This window comes from Stackebrandtia albiflava, assembly GCF_007994225.1.
Lineage (GTDB): Bacteria > Actinomycetota > Actinomycetes > Mycobacteriales > Micromonosporaceae > Stackebrandtia > Stackebrandtia albiflava.
Genome location: NZ_VLLL01000005.1, coordinates 648,674 through 667,691, shown reverse-complemented (window position 1 = coordinate 667,691; position 19,018 = coordinate 648,674). Strand labels below are relative to the sequence as shown.

15 protein-coding genes are annotated in these 19,018 nt (G+C 70.2%); 9 read left to right on the top strand and 6 right to left on the bottom strand.

Annotated features, from left to right (window positions below; all coding sequences use genetic code 11):
- The 6 genes from LX16_RS03990 (at window position 1) to LX16_RS03965 (ending at window position 7,638) form a co-directional block, all read left to right on the top strand.
- A complete protein-coding gene (locus LX16_RS03990) occupies window positions 1-4,410 on the top strand; it encodes a DEAD/DEAH box helicase (protein WP_147133244.1) in 4,410 nt (1,469 codons plus the stop codon).
- Window positions 4,411-4,432: 22 nt separating this feature from the next.
- Window positions 4,433-4,987, top strand: a complete 555-nt coding sequence (locus LX16_RS03985; protein WP_147133240.1) for a GNAT family N-acetyltransferase — start codon at window positions 4,433-4,435, stop codon at window positions 4,985-4,987.
- 12 nt (window positions 4,988-4,999) lie between these two features.
- A complete protein-coding gene (locus LX16_RS03980) occupies window positions 5,000-5,509 on the top strand; it encodes an O-acetyl-ADP-ribose deacetylase (protein WP_147133238.1) in 510 nt (169 codons plus the stop codon).
- 262 nt (window positions 5,510-5,771) lie between these two features.
- Window positions 5,772-6,002, top strand: a complete 231-nt coding sequence (locus LX16_RS03975) for a hypothetical protein (protein ID WP_147133236.1) — start codon at window positions 5,772-5,774, stop codon at window positions 6,000-6,002.
- 68 nt (window positions 6,003-6,070) lie between these two features.
- Entirely contained in the window at window positions 6,071-6,916 is an 846-nt protein-coding gene (locus LX16_RS03970; protein ID WP_158645468.1) for a class I SAM-dependent methyltransferase, read from the top strand.
- 95 nt (window positions 6,917-7,011) lie between these two features.
- On the top strand, window positions 7,012-7,638 hold the full coding sequence (locus LX16_RS03965) for a TIGR03086 family metal-binding protein (RefSeq protein WP_147133230.1): 627 nt from the start codon (window positions 7,012-7,014) through the stop codon (window positions 7,636-7,638).
- A 40-nt stretch (window positions 7,639-7,678) separates the two neighbouring features.
- Here LX16_RS03965 and LX16_RS03960 read toward each other — a convergent pair whose 3' ends face one another.
- From LX16_RS03960 to LX16_RS03940, 5 genes are all read right to left on the bottom strand, one after another.
- The gene (locus LX16_RS03960) at window positions 7,679-8,914 is read right to left on the bottom strand and encodes a hypothetical protein (protein WP_147133227.1); all 1,236 of its coding nucleotides are present in this window, start codon (window positions 8,912-8,914) and stop codon (window positions 7,679-7,681) included.
- Entirely contained in the window at window positions 8,911-9,393 is a 483-nt protein-coding gene (locus tag LX16_RS03955; protein WP_147133223.1) for a SigE family RNA polymerase sigma factor, read from the bottom strand. Before LX16_RS03955 ends, LX16_RS03960 begins: the two co-directional genes overlap by 4 nt.
- Before the next feature lie 197 nt (window positions 9,394-9,590).
- Window positions 9,591-10,853 (bottom strand): hypothetical protein, encoded by a 1,263-nt coding sequence (locus LX16_RS03950; RefSeq protein WP_147133220.1) that lies wholly within the window; start codon window positions 10,851-10,853, stop codon window positions 9,591-9,593.
- Window positions 10,850-11,368: a SigE family RNA polymerase sigma factor gene (locus tag LX16_RS03945; RefSeq protein ID WP_244615666.1), complete on the bottom strand. Its 519-nt coding sequence runs from the start codon at window positions 11,366-11,368 to the stop codon at window positions 10,850-10,852. Before LX16_RS03945 ends, LX16_RS03950 begins: the two co-directional genes overlap by 4 nt.
- A gap of 121 nt (window positions 11,369-11,489) precedes the next feature.
- Window positions 11,490-11,855, bottom strand: coding sequence for an oxidoreductase (locus LX16_RS03940; protein WP_425304415.1), 366 nt, complete (start codon window positions 11,853-11,855; stop codon window positions 11,490-11,492).
- 179 nt (window positions 11,856-12,034) lie between these two features.
- Between LX16_RS03940 and lpdA the strand changes: the two genes are divergently transcribed.
- The 3 genes from lpdA to LX16_RS27850 all read left to right on the top strand — a co-directional run bounded on the left by lpdA (window position 12,035) and on the right by LX16_RS27850 (window position 17,419).
- A complete protein-coding gene (gene lpdA / locus LX16_RS03935) occupies window positions 12,035-13,423 on the top strand; it encodes a dihydrolipoyl dehydrogenase (protein ID WP_147133212.1) in 1,389 nt (462 codons plus the stop codon).
- A gap of 23 nt (window positions 13,424-13,446) precedes the next feature.
- Window positions 13,447-15,210: a 2-oxoglutarate dehydrogenase, E2 component, dihydrolipoamide succinyltransferase gene (gene sucB / locus LX16_RS03930; protein WP_147133207.1), complete on the top strand. Its 1,764-nt coding sequence runs from the start codon at window positions 13,447-13,449 to the stop codon at window positions 15,208-15,210.
- Window positions 15,211-15,448: 238 nt separating this feature from the next.
- Window positions 15,449-17,419, top strand: a complete 1,971-nt coding sequence (locus LX16_RS27850; protein WP_147133204.1) for a glycoside hydrolase family 6 protein — start codon at window positions 15,449-15,451, stop codon at window positions 17,417-17,419.
- Window positions 17,420-17,480: 61 nt separating this feature from the next.
- Here the strand turns inward: LX16_RS27850 and LX16_RS03920 are convergent, their stop codons facing one another.
- Entirely contained in the window at window positions 17,481-18,977 is a 1,497-nt protein-coding gene (locus LX16_RS03920; RefSeq protein ID WP_147133201.1) for a multicopper oxidase family protein, read from the bottom strand.
- Between the last annotated feature and the right edge of the window lie 41 nt (window positions 18,978-19,018).

Genomic DNA, 19,018 nt, shown 5'->3' with positions numbered 1-19,018 from the left:
ATGACCAGCGATCCGCTCGACCGGTTCACCTCGGCCACCCGGGAGTGGTTCCACGAGACCTTCGACGCCGTCACCCCCGCGCAGGCGGCGGCCTGGGAGGCGATCGCCTCGGGTGAGGACACCCTCGTCGTGGCGCCCACCGGTTCCGGCAAGACCCTCGCGGCGTTCCTGTGGTCGCTCGACGGCCTGTCGCACCGGTCTCGGCCGGCGGATCCCGGGGAACGCTGCCGGGTGTTGTACATCAGCCCGCTCAAGGCGCTCGCCTATGACGTGGAACGCAATCTGCGCCGCCCGCTGGAGGGCATCGCGGAGACGGCGCGGCGCCGGGGGGTCGCGACCCCCGACGTGACGGTGGCGATGCGGACCGGGGACACGCCCGCGCAGCAGCGCCGGGCGTTCGCGAGGTCCCCGTCGGACATCCTGATCACCACTCCGGAGTCGCTGTACCTGCTGCTGACGTCGGCGGCGCGCGACGCGTTGCGGGGAGTCGAGACGGTCATCGTCGACGAGGTGCACGCGGTGTCGGCGACCAAACGCGGCGCCCACCTGGCGTTGAGCCTGGAACGGTTGGACGCGTTGCTGCCGGCACCCGCCCAGCGGATCGGCCTGTCGGCGACGGTGCGACCGGTCGAGGCCACGGCGCGATTCCTGGGCGGTTCGCGTCCGGTCACCGTCGTGCGACCTCCCTCCGACAAGACCGTCGAGCTGGCGGTGGAGGTGACCGTCGCCGACCTCGCGAACCTCGACGACGTGGACGAACAGGGCCAGCCCTCGGTGTGGCCGTCGATCGGCCGCCGGCTCCTGGAACTCATCCGCGGACACCGTTCGACGATCGTCTTCGCCAATTCGCGGCTGTTGACGGAACGGTTGTGCGCGCGGATCAACGAACTGGCGGTCGGTGCGCCACTGCCGTCACGGGCGGCGCCGGCGGCGATGATGGCCCAGTCCGCGCAGGCGGCGGGGGCGCCCACCGTGGTGGCCCGCGCCCATCACGGCTCGATGTCCCGGGAGGAGCGCCTGGAGGTCGAGTCGGCGTTGAAGAACGGGGAACTGGCGGCGGTGGTGGCGACGTCCAGTCTCGAACTGGGTATCGACATGGGCGCGGTGGACCTGGTGGTCCAGGTGGGTGCTCCGCCGAGCGTCGCGGCGGGGATGCAACGGGTGGGACGTGCCGGTCACCAGGTCGGCGCGGTGTCGCGCGGCGTGGTGCTGCCGACGCACCGCAGCGACCTGCTGGCGGCCGCGGTGACGGCCGACCGGATCGTGACCGCCGACCTGGAGACGATGCGACCGCCCCGCAACCCGGTGGACGTGCTGGCGCAGCAGATCGTGGCGATGGTGTCGATGGACGACTGGCCGGTGGAGAGGCTCGCGGAGTGCGTGCGCCGCGCGGCGCCGTTCGCCGGGCTCACCGACACCGCGTTCCACGCGGTCCTCGACATGTTGTCCGGCCGGTATCCCTCGACGGGGTTCTCGGGCCTGCGGCCGAAGCTGGTGTGGGACAGGGTGGCGGGCAGGCTGACCGCGCGGCCGGGGGCGCAGCGGGTGGCGGTGCAGAACGCGGGGACGATTCCGGATCGGGGCATGTACGGCGTGTTCCTGTCGTCGGGCGGCCGGGGTTCACGGGTGGGTGAGCTCGAAGAGGAGATGGTGTACGAGTCCCGGGTCGGGGACGTGTTCACGCTGGGTGCGACGTCGTGGCGCATCGAGGAGATCACACCGGACAGGGTGCTGGTGTCGCCCGCTCCGGGGCAGGCGGCGCGGATGCCGTTCTGGAAGGGCGAGGACCTCGGCAGGCCCGCCGAGTTGGGGCGGGCGATCGGCCGGCGTATCCGGGAGATGGACCGGTCGTGGGCCGAGGGCGCCGGGCTGAATCCGGCGGCCGTGGACAACGTGACCGGTTACGTGGCGGCGCAGCGCGCCCATGCCGGGGAGGTCGTCGACGACCGCACGGTGGTGCTGGAACGGTTCCGCGACGAGCTCGGGGACTGGCGCCTCGTCATCCACTGTGTACTGGGGGCGCGGGTGAACCGTCCGTGGGCGTTGGCGATCGCCGCGCGGCTGCGCGACGCCTACGGCATCGACCCGCACGTGTTGGCTCTGGACGACGGCATCATGGCGCGGCTGCCCGACATGCCCGACCCGCCGGGGCTCTCCCTGCTGGGCTTCGCGCCCGACGACGTCCGCCGCATCGTCACCGACGAACTCCCCACCTCGGCGCTGTTCGCGGCCCGGTTCCGGGAGTGCGCCGCCCGGGCGCTGCTGCTCCCCCGCCGCGCGGTGCAACGCCGCCAACCGTTGTGGCAGCAACGGCAGCGGGCCGGGCAGCTCTTCGCGGTCGCGCGGGAGTTCGACGACTTCCCCATCACCGCCGAGGCGGCACGCGAGTGCCTGGAGGAGTACTTCGACATCCCCGAGCTCACCGGACTGATGGCGGGCCTCGCCGACGGGCGGGTGCGCGGCGTCGAGACGGTGACCGAGAAGCCGTCCCCGTTCGCGCAGAGCATGTTGTCGTCCTACGTCGCCGCGAACCTGTACGGCGACGACCAGCCACTGGCCGAACGCCGGGTCGCGGCGCTCAACTCCGGGCTGTTGGACAGCCTTCTCGGCGAGGAGCACCGGGCACTAGACCCCGCGGTCGTCGCCGAGGCGGAACGCTGGCTCCAGTGGCGTGACGGCCGGGAACTCTCCGGCCCGGAGGACGCCGCCGAACTGCTCCGGGTCCTGGGCGACCTCTCGACCGGCGAGTTCACCTCACGGGGCATCGCGGCCGCCGACGTCGAGACCCTCGCCGAGACCGGTCGCGCGGTCGCGGTGCGGATCGCCGGAGAGGCGCGGTGGATCGCGGTGGAGGACGCCGGCCGATACCGTCAGGCACTAGGCGTGGAGGTGGACGACCGGGTACCCGACGCCCTGCTGGTGAGCCTGCGGCGCCCGTTGGACGACCTCCTCGCCCGGTACGCCCGGTGCCGGGGACCGTTCGCGGCGTCGGACGCCGCCGGCCGTTTCGGCCTACCCGAGTCCCAGGTGACCGCGGCACTGCACCGGCTCGACGCCGACGCCGTGGTGACGCACGGCCGGTTCACCGGCGACGACACGCCCACCGCACCGCTGCAATGGTGCGGCGTCGAGGTCCTCAGGTTGTTGCGCCGCAAGACCTTGGCGGCGCTGCGCGCCGAGATCGCGCCGGTGTCCGCCGCCCGGTACACCGCCTTCCTGTCGAGGTGGCAGGGGATCGGCGGGAAGTCCACCGGCGTGGACGCGGTCGCCGAGGCCGTCGAACGGCTCCAGGGGGTGGCCCTGCCCGCGTCGGCCCTGGAGAGCCTGATGCTGCCGTCGCGCGTCTCCGGTTACGCACCGGCGTGGCTCGATGAACTCACCGGATCGGGCGACCTGGTGTGGACGGGTGGCGGTGCGCTGCCCGGCAACGACGGCTGGGTACACCTCGCGTACGCCGACGCCGCCGCCCTGCTGCTCCCGGTTCCGGACGAGTCGGCGGCACCCACCGACCTCCACCGCACGGTCCTCTCCGCACTGGGTGAGGCACGGTTCTTCCGCGGACTGGCCGAGGAGCTGGCCGACGTCACCGACGACTCCGGACTGCTCGTGGTGCTGTGGGACCTGCTGTGGGGCGGTTGGATCTCCAACGACACACTCGGACCGTTGCGGTCGCGACTGGCCGGTGGTTCCCGGCCGGCGGGTTCGCCGGGCTCCGCGGCGGGACGGGGCCGGACCGGTCGGCTCCGCGCGGCCCGCCGCCTCGCCGCCCCGGCCCCGCCCGCCGCCTCGGGCCGCTGGTACCGGCTGCCGCAGGTGGAGACCGACCCGACCGAACGCGCGCTCGCCACCACCTCGGCCCTGTTGGACCGGCACGGCGTGGTGGTCGGCGGTGCCCCGGCGGGACGGTCCGCCGGGTTCGCGGGGCTGTACCCGGTGCTGTCGGCGCTGGAGGCGCGCGGCGGTGTCCGCCGGGGATACTTCGTGTCGGGCGCGGGCGCGGCCCAGTTCGCCGAGACCGCCGCGGTCGACGCGTTGCGCGCCACCGAGGCACAGGGCGCGGTCGTGCTGGCGGCGACCGACCCGGCCAACCCCTTCGGTGCCGGACGACCGTGGCCGTCCGGCGCCACCGGGCACCGTCCGGGCCGCAAGGCCGGTGCGCTCGTGGTGTTGTGCGACGGGGAACTCGCGTGGTTCGTGGAACGCGGCGGACGGTCGCTGCTGTTGTTCACCGACGACCCGGCCGTCCACCGGCAGGCGGGGCGGGCACTCGCCCGGGCCGCCGAGGACCTGCGGCTGCCGAAGCTCTCCGTCGAACAGGTCGACGGTGCGCCGGTTCACGAGTCCGAGGTCGTGGAGCCCCTGACGGACGCCGGTTTCCGCGTGACGCCCCGGGGGTTGCGCCTGGCGTGACGCCCGGGCGCATACTCACACGATGGCGAACACCGCGTTGCGGCTGCGTCCGATGGGGATCGAAGACTGGCGTGCGGTCCACTCGTGGGGCAGCCGCCCCGAAGTGTGCCGGTACCAGGCGTGGGGCCCCAACACCGAGGAGGACTCGCGACGGTTCACCACCGTGGCCGCCACCGCCTGGCTCGCCGAGCCGCCGGTCCGCCGGGTCTACGTCGCCGAGTGGCACGGTGAGGTGATCGGTTCCGGTGAGCTGCGGATCCGGGACCGGGTACACCGTCAGGGCGAAATCCAGTACCTGGTGCATCCGGACCACTGGGGCGTCGGCCTGGGGACCGGGATCGGTCGTGAACTGCTGCGCGTCGGGTTCGACGCGCTGCGGCTGCACCGTGTCTACGGAACCTGCGATCCCCGGAACACCGCCTCGGCGGCGGTACTGCGGCGGTTGGGGATGCGCCGGGAGGGCCTGCTGCGGGAGACGATGCGGCTGCGGGACGGCTGGCGGGACTCCGAGGTCTACGGGCTGCTCGCCCGCGAGTGGCGGGACGCCGCGCCGGGGGAGCCGGACGGCGCGGTGTGAGAGGGTGACCGCGTGCGAATCGAGAGCGTCCGAGGCGACATCACTCGGGAACACGTCGACGCCGTCGTCAACGCGGCCAACTCGTCCCTGTTGGGCGGTGGCGGTGTGGACGGTGCGATCCACCGTGCCGGCGGTCCGGAGATCCTGGCCGAATGCCGCAGGCTGCGGGCCGGGCACCTGGGCGGTGGGCTGGCGACCGGAGACGCGGTCGCCACGACGGCGGGCAGGCTGCCCGCGAAGTGGGTCGTCCACACGGTCGGCCCGGTGTACTCCCCCACCGAGGACCGCTCGGAGCTGCTGCGGTCCTGCTATCGGCGGAGCCTGGCGGTCGCGGACGAGTTGGGTGCCCGGTCCGTGGCGTTCCCGCTGATCTCGGCGGGCATCTACGGCTGGCCGGTCGACGACGCGGTCGCCCAGGCGGTCGCGGAGTTGCGCGCGGCGGTCACCGAGGTCGCGGTGGCCCGGTTGGTCATGTTCACTCCGGAGGCCGCGGAGTCGGCGGAACGGGCGCTGGCGGGCTGAGCCGCGCGTCACACGGCCGTGGGCGTCTTCGCAGGTCGGCGGCCCGCATGTCGTTCGCGGTGCCGGCGATCGGGCCGCCGAAGCGCGTATCCGAGGTGCCGGTCGCGCGGGCGGCTGCTAGGGTTCGCAGCATGTGGATGATCTGAGCGCAGGACGGACCGTCTCCCCCGTGGTGGACGTTCCGACCGATTCACGCCGTTGTCAACCTCCCGGGCGTATCCGGTGACGGTCACGCGCCCGCTCAGTTTCGAGGAGAACCACCATGAACGACACCCACGACCTCACCGAGGACCACGAACCCCCGCAGTCGGACACCGACGCGACGGAGGAACAACCGGAGCCCATGAACCGGGCGGAGCGCCGCGCCGCCAAGCGCAACAAGGGCAAGAACAAGGTCAAGGGCGTGCAGCACGGCGTGGACCGTTCCGGTTTCACTCCCAAGGACGTCAAGATCGCCGGTCACAAGGAATTCACCAACCGCAAGAGCGGTTGATCCGATCGTGGAACGGCCCGCGACCGTACTCACGGTCGCGGGCCGCCGTCGTGAATGAAGGGATGGACATGTCCGACGAGGGATTCGACTGGGCCGCGGAGGCCGCTCACCTGGCCTCCGGTGCGCACGGCGACGCCGACTTCTACCGGTTGATGGCCCGGGAACTGCTGCGCGACGGCGATCGGCTGGCCGTCGACTTCGGTTGCGGCGGCGCGGGGATGGCGGTGGCGTTGCACACCGAGGCCACGCGCCGGGACCTGACCACCCGGATCGCCGGTGTCGACGCCCACGCCGAGGTCTTCGCGCGGGCCGCGCAGGAGCATCCCGCGATCACGTTCGCGGTCGCCTCGTTCGAGGACGACGCGACGCGGATCCGTGAACAGGCCGGGGGCGCACCGGACCTGATCTGGGCGCGTGGCGCGCTGCACCACGCCGACGACGAACAGGCCGCGTTGCGGACGTTGGCCGCGGTCCTGGCGGAGGACGGCGTCCTGGCCGTCGCGGAGGGCGGCACTACGGTCGCGAACCTGCCCGCCTATCTGGGGGTGGGCGAACCGGGGATCCAGCACCGACTCGCCGCCGCCAAGCACGAGAACTACCGGCGCCGGATGGCCGACGCCTCACCGATGCCGTACGGCTGGCCGATCGGGCTGCGCAACGCCGGGCTCGTCGACATCCACACCCGCAACGTACTGTTCGACAAGCCCGCGCCCCTGGAGGGCGCCGACCTCGACCACGTGCTTCGGGGCCTGGCCAAACAGGTGGAGTGGTCGGAGGAGTTCATCGAACCGGCCGACCTGGCGGTGTGGCGGAGGCTGCTGGACCCCGACGACGAGGTGTGGCTCGGGCACCGGGAGGACCTGTTCTACCTCGCCGCCGAGAGCGTCCACATCGGCCGCAAACCCGCCGTCTGAGGTCGGAGGCGCGCGTGGGCGGCGGCGTGGCCGGTCGCGGTCGATGACCGTCTCGGGGCACCGCCGCCGCCCACGACCGCCGGTACCATGAGCCGGTGATCGACCTACTTGAATTCCATCGCCGCACCACCGAAGTGACCGACTCCATTGTCGACAAGGTGACGGCAGACCTCTTGGATGTTCCGACACCTTGTGCCGGTTGGGATCTGCGCCAGCTACTCGCCCACATGATCGGACAGAACCGTGGTTTCGCTGCGGCGGCGCGGGGCACCGGGCCGACCTTGGACGTGTGGGCCGACTGGCCGGTCGGCCAGGACCCCGCCGGTGACCACCGCGCGGTGTCCGCCGACCTGTTGCAGGCGTTCGCCCAACCCGACGCCGCCACGCGCGGCTGGTGGCTCGCCGAGTTCTCGCGGGAACGACCGTTTCCGCCACAGCAGGCGGTCGGCTTCCACCTGCTCGACACCATGGTTCACGGCTGGGACGTCGCGGTGTCGATCGGCGTCCCGGTGGAGTTCGACGACGACCTCACCGCCGCGGTGCTGAAGGTGGCCCGGGCGGTGCCGGACGGTCCCGGTCGGCTGCAACCGAACGCCGCGTTCCGGCCGGGCGTCCCGCAGCCGGACGACGCCGCCCCCCTCCCCCGGATACTCGCCATGCTGGGCCGTTCCCCGGACTGGTCGCCGTCGTCCACCGGCGACGAGACGGTACAGACCGACTGACGCGCGGTGGGGCCACCCGTGAGTGACCCCACCGGTTCGGTCAGTCCGTGTGGCCGTACAGGGTCATCAACATGTTCTGACTCCCCTTGGCCTGACCGTCGCCGCCCGGGACGACGGTCTCGGCGAAGCCGTCGATCACCCGGCCGTTCGCGTCCCGCAGTTCCACCAGCTTCGCCTCGTCGGTCTTGCCCACCACACTCCGGGTGAGGATCTGGCCGTGCGCACTGATTCCGATGACCGCCGTGTACCACGCGTCACCCAGATCGACGGCCCGGCCGGTGGGGACGTCCAGCAGATAGTTACAGCCGGCCTCCTCACCCATCGGCGGCAACGGCTCGGGCATCATCGGGTCGTCGCCGAACCACACCTCGTGGCACACCCGGGACCCGTCGGCGGAGATCGCCGAGATGACGCTCCTGGGTGGACCGTCGGCGTCGCGGACCTCCAACAGTTCGGCCGGGTAGATCTCGGCGGGGTCGGTGGGCAGCCCGCCGGCGTCGAAGGGCCGGGGATCGGTGCCGTCTGCGTCGGCGATGACGTACCCCTGCGCCGTGTTGCCCCACACCATGTTCCCGGCGTCGGCCGTCCACAGTGCTGAGACCTGGTGGCTCGAATCGGGCGGCACCGACGGCATCGCGGTGTCGATCACGGTGACCGACCCGCTGATCGCATCGACCACGACGAGCGAGATCGACTCGTCGGCGCAGTCACCGATGACCAGTTTCGCCGAATCCGGCGACCAGGTGAACGGCGTGCACAGCGTCGTCGCCGGATAGACCAGTGGATCGGCGGTCTCGTCGAGGGCACCGACGTGCAGGCCCTCGGGCGTGACCGCGGCCAGGTTACGGCCGTTGGGTGACGCCTTCCAGTACAGGTCACCGGGCCCGGTGGCCGGGTACGGCAGTACGACCGATTCCACCGCGTCGGGGGTCACCACGGTGGCCGTCGCGGGCGGATTGGTGTCGTAGTTGGCGTACACCAGCCGGTCGGGCAGTGCCGTCCACTCCGTGAGTTCGCTCGCGACCGCGCCGGTGGGTTCGGTGGTGTACTGGAACTGTCCCGCGAGGGTCCCACCGGGATCACCCGGATCGGTCAACGCCCTGACGGTGAAGGTGGCGCCGACGACGCCCACCACCAGGGCGGTGGCCGCCGCGACCGCCGACAGCCGCCGGGATCGGCGCATTCGGCCGCTGCGGGCGATGACGACGTCGGCGAAGTCCGGAACCGTCAGGTCCACGGTGCCGTCGCGCAGGACCTGGGAGAGTCGTCGATTCATCCCCGTTCTCCTTCCAGTTCCGGAACCAGTCTGGCGAGCCGCCGGAACGCCGCCTCGCTCTTGAAATGCACTGTGGACTTCGATACGCCGAGGGCCTTCGCCGTCTCGGCCTCCGTCAGGTCCTCGAAGAACCGCAACACGATCACCGCCCGTTGACCCGCGGTCAACTTCAGCAACGCCGCCCGCACCGAGAGTTCGAGGGCGGTGTCCCGACCGGGTGCGGCGATGACCGGTGCGGTGTCGGTGAGTGTCTCGGCGACTCTGCGCCGCCGCCACCAGCTCACCTGTAGGTGGTACATGACCTTCCGGGCGTAGGCGGACGCGTTGCCGACGTCCTTGAGCCTGTGCCACGCCATGTGGGTCCGCGCCAGCGCGTCCTGTACCAGGTCCTCGGCGAGCTGCCTGTCGCCCGTCAGCAGGTACGCCGACCGCAGCAGTGCGGCGGCGTGACCGGCGACGAACTGCCGGAACTCGTCCACGGGATCGTCTGGTACGGATGGTCTCTGGGCGCGAGGCTCGACGGCCTGCGTTCTCAAGGGCACCTCCCACGGTAGCCGTGTGATCGTCACCGGGGAAGACGTGCCGACCGCACCTGGTGCACGTGGGCCGAACGGACGATGTCCGGACACGACGAGGGCGGGGCACCCCTTCGGATGCCCCGCCCGGTCGTGATGGATCAGCTCGTGTATCCCCACAGGACGTTCAGCATGACCCGTCCCTTGCCACCGTCCTCGTAGTACTGCGGCTCGACGAGGGAGTCGATCTTCTCGCCCTCGGCGTTCCACAGGTCGGTCCGGTAGACGGTGCCGTATCCGGGTCCGGAATCGGCCGGGTCGGTCAGGGTGCGGGTGATCACCTCGCCGAAGGCGCTCAATCCGACGATCTTGGTGTAGCCCTCGCCGTCGACCTCCGGGAACTCGATCCGCTGACCGGTCGACACGTCGAGCAGGTAGTTGCAGCCCGGCTCGATGTGGCCGCTGACCCGGTCCATCGCGTGGTAACCGGTGGGATCGCCGTAGGTGACGTCGTGGCAGACCAGGTTCCCGTCGGCGGAGACCGCGGTGATCCGGGTGCGCGGGTTCTCGGCCTCACCGGGCAACAGCTTGGTGTCGATGGTGTGTTGGTCCAGGATCTCCGCCGCGTTCGGGAGGACACCGGCGTCGAAGGGCTCGGGGTCGCTGCCGTCGGCGTCGGCGATGGTGAAGCCGAGTGGCGTGTTGCCCCAGATCAGGCGGCTGCCGTCGGCGTTCCAGATCGCGGTGACCCAGTCGGAGTCCTCGCCCTCCACCGGCAGGTCGGTGGCGAGTCGGTTGACCGCGCCGGACACCGCGTCCACCAGGATGAGGTCGACGGTGTCACCTGCGCAGTCGGAGACCACCACGCGCGAGGAGTCGGGCGACCAGTTGATCAGGCCGCACAGGGTCGCGCTCTCGTGCACCAGGGTGTCGGCCTCGGCGTCGAGCCTCCCGATCGACAGCCCCTCCTCGGTGGCCGAGGCCACGTTCATTCCGTTGGGCGAGACGAACCACGGTGTGTGCTCGACGTCGCCGCCGTCGTCGTCGGTGAAGTACGGCAACGGCAGCGTCTCGTAGGTGTCACCGGTCACCAGGCTGGCCGCCTGGTCGGAGCCCAGGCCGTTGTTGCCGTAGACCAGGGTCTCGGGGAGCGCGGTCCACCGGCCGATCTCCCCGGCGACCGCGTCGGTCGGCACGGCGGGCAACACCGCCCCGTCCTCGGCGGTGGGAGCACCCCCGGTGGCGGGATCGAGGACGAGGTATCCGCCGACCAGTCCGGCCGCGACCGCCACCGCGGCGACACCGGCCACCGAGTCGCGGACGTATCCGAGGCGGCGACCGGCGGTCATCGCCGGTTCGGCGAGCGGGGCCGACTTCACGCCGTCGGCGCGCCGGTGCAGCAGTTCACGGAACTCATCGGTCATGACAACATCCCCTCCAGTTCGGGAGCGAGACCGCGCAGCTTCTCCAGGCCGCGCCGGGTCCGGGTCTTGACGGTCGATTGCGAACAGCCCAGGATCCGGGCGGTCTCGACTTCGGTGCGGTCCTCGAAGAACCGCAGAACGATCGCGGCGCGCTGCGCGGGCGTCAACTTCAGCAGCGCGTGGTGCATGGTGACTTCCAACGCCACGTCCCGGCCGCGCGCGGCCCGGTGCGGCACCGCGTCGGTGAGGGTCTCGGCGACCTTGCGCCGCCGCCACCAACTCACCTGTAGGTGGTACATGACCTTGCGGGTGTACGCGGCGGCGTTGCCGGCCCTGTCCAACCGGTTCCAGGCACGGTAGGTGCGGGCCAGGGCGTCCTGCACCAGGTCCTCGGCGAGATGCTGGTCACCGGTGAGCAGGAAGGCGGCGCGCAGCAGTGACGGGCTGTGCGCCGACACGAACGCCGAGAACTCGGCGCGGCGGCCCGCCGTCGCCGTTCGGGCCTGTGACGTCATGGGTACTCCGTCGCGGGTTCGCGCTTCAAGCGCCTGCGACATCCAACCACCTCCAAGGGGCGGGTGTGCCGGACCGGCACACTCTCAACCGCTTAGACGCGAGGCCCGAGGAGCCTGGGTGTCATGCCGGGAGGTCGCGGTCGCGCCTCTCCATGAGTTTGCGCCGGGCGTTGTAGTCGCGCATGCGCTGCGGGTAGCCGACCTTGGCCACCTCGTAGACGGGTATGCCCAGGCGCGAGCCCAACCGGAACGCGGCGGCCACGCCGTCGACCCGTCGGCGGGTCCATTCGCCGTCGTGGGCGATGAGCATCACCGTAGTCTCCGTCACCGTGGTGGCGGGCTCCACATAGGCTTCCACGCCGTGGCGAGTGGCGTGGAACTCCTCCAGGTGGGTGGTGTCGAATCGGTTCTTGGCAGTGGAGGCGCGCCTCTTGCGGCGAAACCAGGACAACTGACGCCTCCGTTCACATGTGATCCCTACTGCGATTCTACGACCGTAACCATATGCGTCGATGTGTTCGGGGGCACAGCACGGGCGCCGTGCGGGCGCGTTGGCGGCGAGGTTGAATGGTGGGGCGCACGCAAGCTAAGGGTCTGGCCACAATCCGGGCCCGGCAAGTGCGAGGATGACCCTTGACTGTCGACAAGAATGACATGGGAGTTTTCGTGAGCGACCCGAACACGGGCTACGACGTCGTGATCCTGGGCAGCGGCAGCGCCGGTTACGCCTGCGCCCTGCGCGCGGCCCAGTTGGATCTGACCGTGGCCCTCATCGAGAAGGACAAGCTGGGGGGCACCTGCCTGCACACCGGCTGCATTCCCACCAAGGCGTTGCTGCACGCCGGTGAGGTCGCCGACTCCGCCCGGGAGAGCGCGCAGTTCGGTGTCAAGGCCGAACTGACCGGCATCGACATGGCCGGTGTCAACAGCTACAAGGACGGCGTCGTCGCGAAGCTGTACAAGGGCCTGTCCGGGATGATCAACGCCAACAAGGCGATCACGGTCATCGAGGGCACCGGCAAGCTGGTGGGCCCCAACACCATCGACGTCGACGGCAAGCAGGTCACCGGCCGCAACATCGTGCTGGCCACCGGTTCCTACGCCAAGTCGCTGCCGGGCATCGACGTCGACGGCAAGCGGATCGTCACCTCCGAACACGCCCTGAAGCTCGACGCCCTCCCGGAGAGCGCGATCGTCCTCGGCGGCGGTGTCATCGGCGCGGAGTTCGCCAGCGCCTGGAAGTCGCTCGGTGTGGACGTCACCATCGTCGAGGCGCTGCCGCGGCTGCTGGCCGCCGAGGACGCCGACTCGTCCAAGATGCTGGAGCGCGCGTTCCGCAAGCGGGGCATCAAGTTCAAGACCGGCAAGCCGTTCGAGTCGGTCAAGGCCACCGACACGGGTGTGTCGCTGACCATCGCCGGGGGTGACACGCTGGAGGCGGACCTCCTCCTGGTGGCGGTCGGCCGTGGCCCCAGCACCTCCGGGATGGGCTACGAGGAGCAGGGCGTGAAGATGGACAGGGGCTTCGTCCTGACCGACGAGTACCTGCAGACCAACCTGCCGAACGTGTACGCGGTGGGTGACATCGTGCCCGGTGTGCAGCTCGCGCACCGCGGCTTCGGCCACGGCATCTTCGTCGCCGAGCACATCGCGGGTCTCAACCCGACCCCGATCGACGAGGCGGGCATCCCGCGTGTCACCTACACCGAGCCGGAGGTCGCCTCCGTCGGCCTCAACGAGGACAAGGCGCGCGAGAAGTACGGCGACGACGCGATCAAGACGTACAACTACAACCTCGCCGGCAACGGCAAGAGCAACATCCTCAAGACCCAGGGCTTCGTCAAGCTGGTGTCGGTGAAGGATGGACCGGTGGTCGGCGTTCACATGGTCGGCAGCCGGATGGGTGAGCAGATCGGCGAGGGCCAGCTCATCTACAACTGGGAGGCGTTCCCCTCGGACGTCGCGCAGTTGATTCACATGCACCCGACTCAGAACGAGGCGCTCGGAGAGGCACACCTGGCTCTCGCGGGCAAGCCGCTGCACGCACACGCCTAACTCACCACAGGAGCAGTCAAGACATGCCGGTATCGGTAACCATGCCCGCCCTCGGCGAAAGCGTCACAGAGGGAACCATCACCCGATGGTTGAAGCAGGAAGGTGAGCGAGTCGAGGTCGACGAGCCGCTCCTGGAGGTCTCGACCGACAAGGTCGACACCGAGATCCCGTCCCCCGCGGCCGGTGTGCTGACCCGGATCGTCGCGGCAGAGGACGACACCGTCGACGTCGGCGGCGAGCTCGCGGTGATCAGCGAGGAAGGCGAGTCGGGGGCGTCCGGCGGCGACTCCGGCGGTGCGGCCGCGGCGGAAGAGTCCCGGGACGAGCCGGAACCGGAGCCGGAGAGCGAGCCGGAACCGGCTCCGAAGGCCGAGCAGCAGGAGTCCCGGTCCTCCGGTGACGCCTCCGGTACCGAGGTTCCGATGCCGGCGCTCGGCGAGTCCGTGACGGAGGGCACCATCACCCGCTGGCTCAAGTCGGTGGGCGACACCGTCGAGGTCGACGAGCCGCTGGTCGAGGTCTCCACCGACAAGGTCGACACCGAGATCCCCTCTCCGGTGGCGGGAACGCTTCTGGAGATCAAGGTCGCCGAGGACGAGACCGCCGAGGTGGGCGCCGCGTTGGCCGTGGTGGGTGAGAGCGGAGCGCAGGCCGCCCCGAAGCCGGAGTCGAAGCCCGAACCCAAGGCCGAGCCGAAGCCGGAACCCAAGCCGGAACCGAAGCCCGAGCCGCAGGCGGAGCCGGCCCGGACCGAGGCCGTGCAGCAACGGCAGGCCGAGCAGAAGGCCGACCGGCCCGAGAAGGCCGAACCCCCCGCGACCGCACCGGCCACGGACACCGGTGCCGCGCAGTCCGGATCGAGCGTCTACGTGACCCCGTTGGTGCGCAAGCTGGCCAACGAGAAGAACGTCGACCTCTCGACGCTGACCGGAACCGGTGTCGGTGGACGGATCCGTAAGCAGGACGTCCTCGACGCGGCGGAGAAGGCGGCGTCGAAGTCGGCGCCGGCCGCACCCGCCGCCAAGCCGTCCGCGGCGCCCTCCCAGCCGTCGGCGCCCAGTCCGCTGCGGGGCCGGACCGAGAAGATCTCCCGGTTGCGTCGTGCCATCGCCAACAACACGTTCAACGCCCTGCACAGCCAGGCGCAGTTGACCACGGTCGTCGAGGTGGACGTCACGAAGGTGGCGCAACTGCGTGCCGCCAAGAAGGACGCGTTCCTGGAGCGGCACGGCGTGAAGCTGTCGTTCCTGCCGTTCTTCGCGATGGCCGCCGTGGAGGCGTTGCAGCGCTACCCCCAGATCAACGCGTCCATCGACATGGAGGCCGGCACGATCACCTACCCGGCGTCGGAGAACCTCGGCCTGGCCGTGGACACCGACAAGGGCCTGATCGCCCCGGTGATCCACAACGCGGGCGACCTGAACCTGGGCGGCCTCGCGAAGCGGATCGCCGAGCTCGCGCAGCGCACCCGGGACAACAAGCTCGTCCCGGACGACATCGCGGGCGGGACGTTCACGTTGACCAACACGGGTTCGCGTGGCGCGCTGTTCGACACCCCGATCGTCAACGCCCCGCAGTCGGCGATGCTGGGTACGGGTGCCGTGGTCAAGCGCGCAGTCGTGGTGAACGACCCGGATCTCGGTGAGGTCATCGCGCCGCGGTCCATGGTGTACCTCGCGCTGTCCTACGACCACCGGCTGATCGACGGCGCCGACGCGGCGCGTTATCTGACGGCGGTCAAGGAACGGCTGGAGGCGGCCGACTTCGAAGGCCAGTTGGGCCTGTAGTCCTCAGAGCCTGAAAGGGGCGCCCACTCCCGGGAGTGGGCGCCCCTTTTCGTGTGTGCCACGGTCCCGTCCGGGATCTCACGGCCGGCACGGCGGAGAACGGGCCGTCCGAACACGGATTGCCACCACGCCTTGACAACCCGGTAACACATCGGTAATCATCAATGCCATGGGAGCGCTCCCAAAATGCCCGGCACCCGATCCACCAGTGGGATCGGGTCGAGGAAACGAGTTACCCATGCGAAAGAGACGGCCTGTGAAGGCCATCGCGCGTGCCGCCGTAGGAGCGGCGGTCGGCGCCGCGGTCCTCCTCGTCGGCACCCCCGCCCACGCGGCCACCGGCTGCACGGTCGACTACCAGGTGAACGACTGGGGCGGCGGCTTCACGGCGGGAATCACCATCACCAACAACGACGCGGCGCTGTCCGGCTGGGAGCTGAGCTTCGGCTTCCCCGGCGACCAGCGTGTCACCAACGGCTGGAGCGCCGACTGGAACCAACAGGGCGACCGGGTCACCGCCGGCGACCTCGGTTACAACGGCTCGCTCGGCACCGGCCAATCGACCACCATCGGGTTCAACGGCACCTACTCCGGCACCAACGACCCGCCCACCGACTTCACGCTCAACGGCGTCACCTGCAACGACTCCGGGGGCGGCAACCTGCCCCCGACCGTGTCGCTGACCCAACCCTCCAACGGCGCGAACTTCGCCGCCGGGCAACCGATCGCGCTGGCCGCCGACGCCTCGGATCCGGACGGATCCGTGACCTCTGTGGACTTCTACGCCGGGGACACCCTGCTGGGCTCCGACACCACCTCGCCCTATTCCCTCCAATGGGCCGCCCCCGGCGACGGCGGCCACCGCCTCACCGCCGTCGCCCACGACGACTCCGGTGACACGACCACGTCGACGCCGGTCTCTGTGACGGTCGGAGACGGCGGCGGAGACCCGCCGGGCGACCGGGTGGACAACCCGTACGTCGGCGCCGACGTGTACGTCAACCCCGACTGGTCCGCCAAGGCCGCCGCCGAACCGGGAGGCGACGCCATCGCCGACCAGCCCACGGCGGTGTGGATGGACCGGATCGCCGCGATCGAGGGCACCTCGACCGCCCGCGGACTGGCCGCGCACCTCGACACTGCGGTGGCGCAGGCCGCCGGCGGCGAACTGGTGTTCCAGGTCGTGATCTACAACCTGCCCGGTCGCGACTGCGCGGCGCTGGCGTCCAACGGTGAGCTGGAACCGCACGAGATCGACCGGTACAAGCACGAGTACATCGACCCGATCGCCGACATCCTCTCGGACCCGGCCTACGCGGACCTGCGGATCGTCACGGTCATCGAGATCGACTCACTGCCCAACCTGATCACCAACGTCACCCCACGCCCGACCGCCACACCCGAGTGCGACGTCATGAAGGCCAACGGGAACTACGTCGAGGGCGTCGGCTACGCGCTGGCACAGCTCGGCGCCGTCCCCAACGTGTACAACTACATCGACGCCGGTCACCACGGCTGGATCGGCTGGGACGACAACTTCGGACCGTCCGCCGACCTGTTCCACCAGGCCGCCACCTCGGCCGGCAGCACCGTCGACGACGTACACGGGTTCATCGCCAACACCGCCAACTACGGTGCGTTGAAGGAGGACCACTTCGCGATCGGCGACACGGTGAACGGCACCACCGTCCGTCAGTCGGACTGGATCGACTGGAACCGCTACGTGGACGAGTTGAGCTTCGCGCAGGCGTTCCGTCTGGAGGCCGTCTCGGCCGGGTTCAACCCGGACGTCGGCATGCTCATCGACACCTCCCGCAACGGCTGGGGCGGTGACGCACGTCCGACCGGACCGGGACCGATGACCGACGTCAACGCCTACGTCGACGGCGGTCGCTACGACCAGCGGATCCACCTCGGCAACTGGTGCAACCAGTCGGGTGCCGGTCTCGGTGAACGCCCGCAGACCGCGCCCGAACCCGGCATCGACGCCTACATCTGGGCGAAGCCGCCGGGCGAGTCGGACGGCTCCAGCGAGGAGATCCCCAACCCCGACGGCAAGGGCTTCGACCGGATGTGCGACCCGACGTACCCGGGCAACGCCCGCAACGGGTTCAACATGTCCGGCGCGCTGCCCGACGCACCCCTGTCGGGTGACTGGTTCCCGGCGCAGTTCGCCGAGCTGCTGGCCAACGCGTACCCGCCGTTGTAACGACCGAGTCCCTGCCTGATGCCGCGACCGGCGTAGCACGCTTCGCCGGTCGCGGCGCGTGTCAGTCGTGGTCACCGTGCCCGGAGAGCTCGGGCTCCTGGCCGGGCGCGACGACCACGAACTGTCCCATCATCCCCTCGTCCTCGTGACGCAACAGATGACAGTGGTACATGTACGGCATGGCCGGATCGGCATAGTCCGCGAATCGCAGGAGGAGCCGTTTCCGGCCGTGCCGGGGCATGAACACGGTGTCCTTCCAACCGGCGAGTTCCGGCGGCGGTGGCTCGCCGTCGACGTCGAGAACTCGGAACTGCACGTCGTGCACGTGGAAGTTGTGGTATTGGCCGTGGTCGTTGTGTATCTCCCAGATCTCCACGGAGTCGACGAGAACGACTTCGTCGATCCGTCCCATGTCCATCCGCTGTCCGTTGATCCGCTTGCCCTGCAACTCGAACAGCCGGGTCGTCACGGCCACCGCCGGATCCGGGGCCGGAACGTCGACCAGCCTGTCGGGCAGTTCCGGGGACTCGTCGAGCGCGTCGGCGGCACGGAGTTCGACGATGTCGAGAGTGTCCTGTTCTCCGCCCGAATCGCCGAACCGCTCCCCGTCCGGATCCGGAGGGAAGGAACGCATGACGACCCGTTCACCGGGTGTCATCTCTACGACCAGTTCGGCGCGTTCGGCCGGCGACAACATGATCCGGTCGGTGTGGTGTGGGGCGGCGAACAGTCCTCCGTCACTGCCCACGACGGCGAACCGGCGACCGTCGGTGAACCCGAACAGGTAAGTGCGCGCGGTGGAACCGTTCAGGAGACGCAACCGGACCAGCCGGGTCGACACATCGAGATACGGCCCCGAAACGCCGTTGACGAGCACGGTGTCACCGAGGAGACCGGCCTCGGCCCTCCCCGATTCGTCGAGGGCTCCGGAGTCGTCGAAGCGCTTGTCCTGCACCACGAGCGGGATGTCGTCGACGCCGTAGTCCCGGGGCAGTGGCAACCGGTCGGCCTCGTCGTCGTCCAGGATGAACATCCCGGCCAGGCCGCGGTAGACCTGCCTCTCGGTCTCGCCGTGCGGATGTGGGTGGTACCAGAGTGTGGCGGCGGGTTGGTCGACATACCAGTTCGGTCGCCATTCGGCGCCGGGGGCGATCGGCTGGTGCGGACCTCCGTCCGCGACGGCGGGAAGGTGCATGCCGTGCCAGTGCACACTGGTCGGCACGTCCAGTCGATTCGTCACCACGACCGAGACCTCGTCACCACGGCGAGCGCGAAGCGTCGGCCCGAGGACGTCGCCGTTGTATCCGAACGTGTCCGTCCGGGTGCCGGGAAGGAGTTCGGCGCTACCGGCCTGCGCGGTGATCCTGAACACCTTCCGGCCGGCTCCGTCGGTCTCGGCGTCCATGAGGGGCGGAATCGGAAGCGGTCGGGTGAAGTCCACCCGGCCGGCGGTGTCGACGGGAGTACCACAGGCGGCCACCGTGCCGGACAGGGCGGCGGTGGCCGACAACAGCCCCGCCGCCTTGAGCACGGCACGACGGGTCGGAGTCGTCGGCATGAATCCTCCATATCAAGGCTCGCTATATATACCCAGTCTAC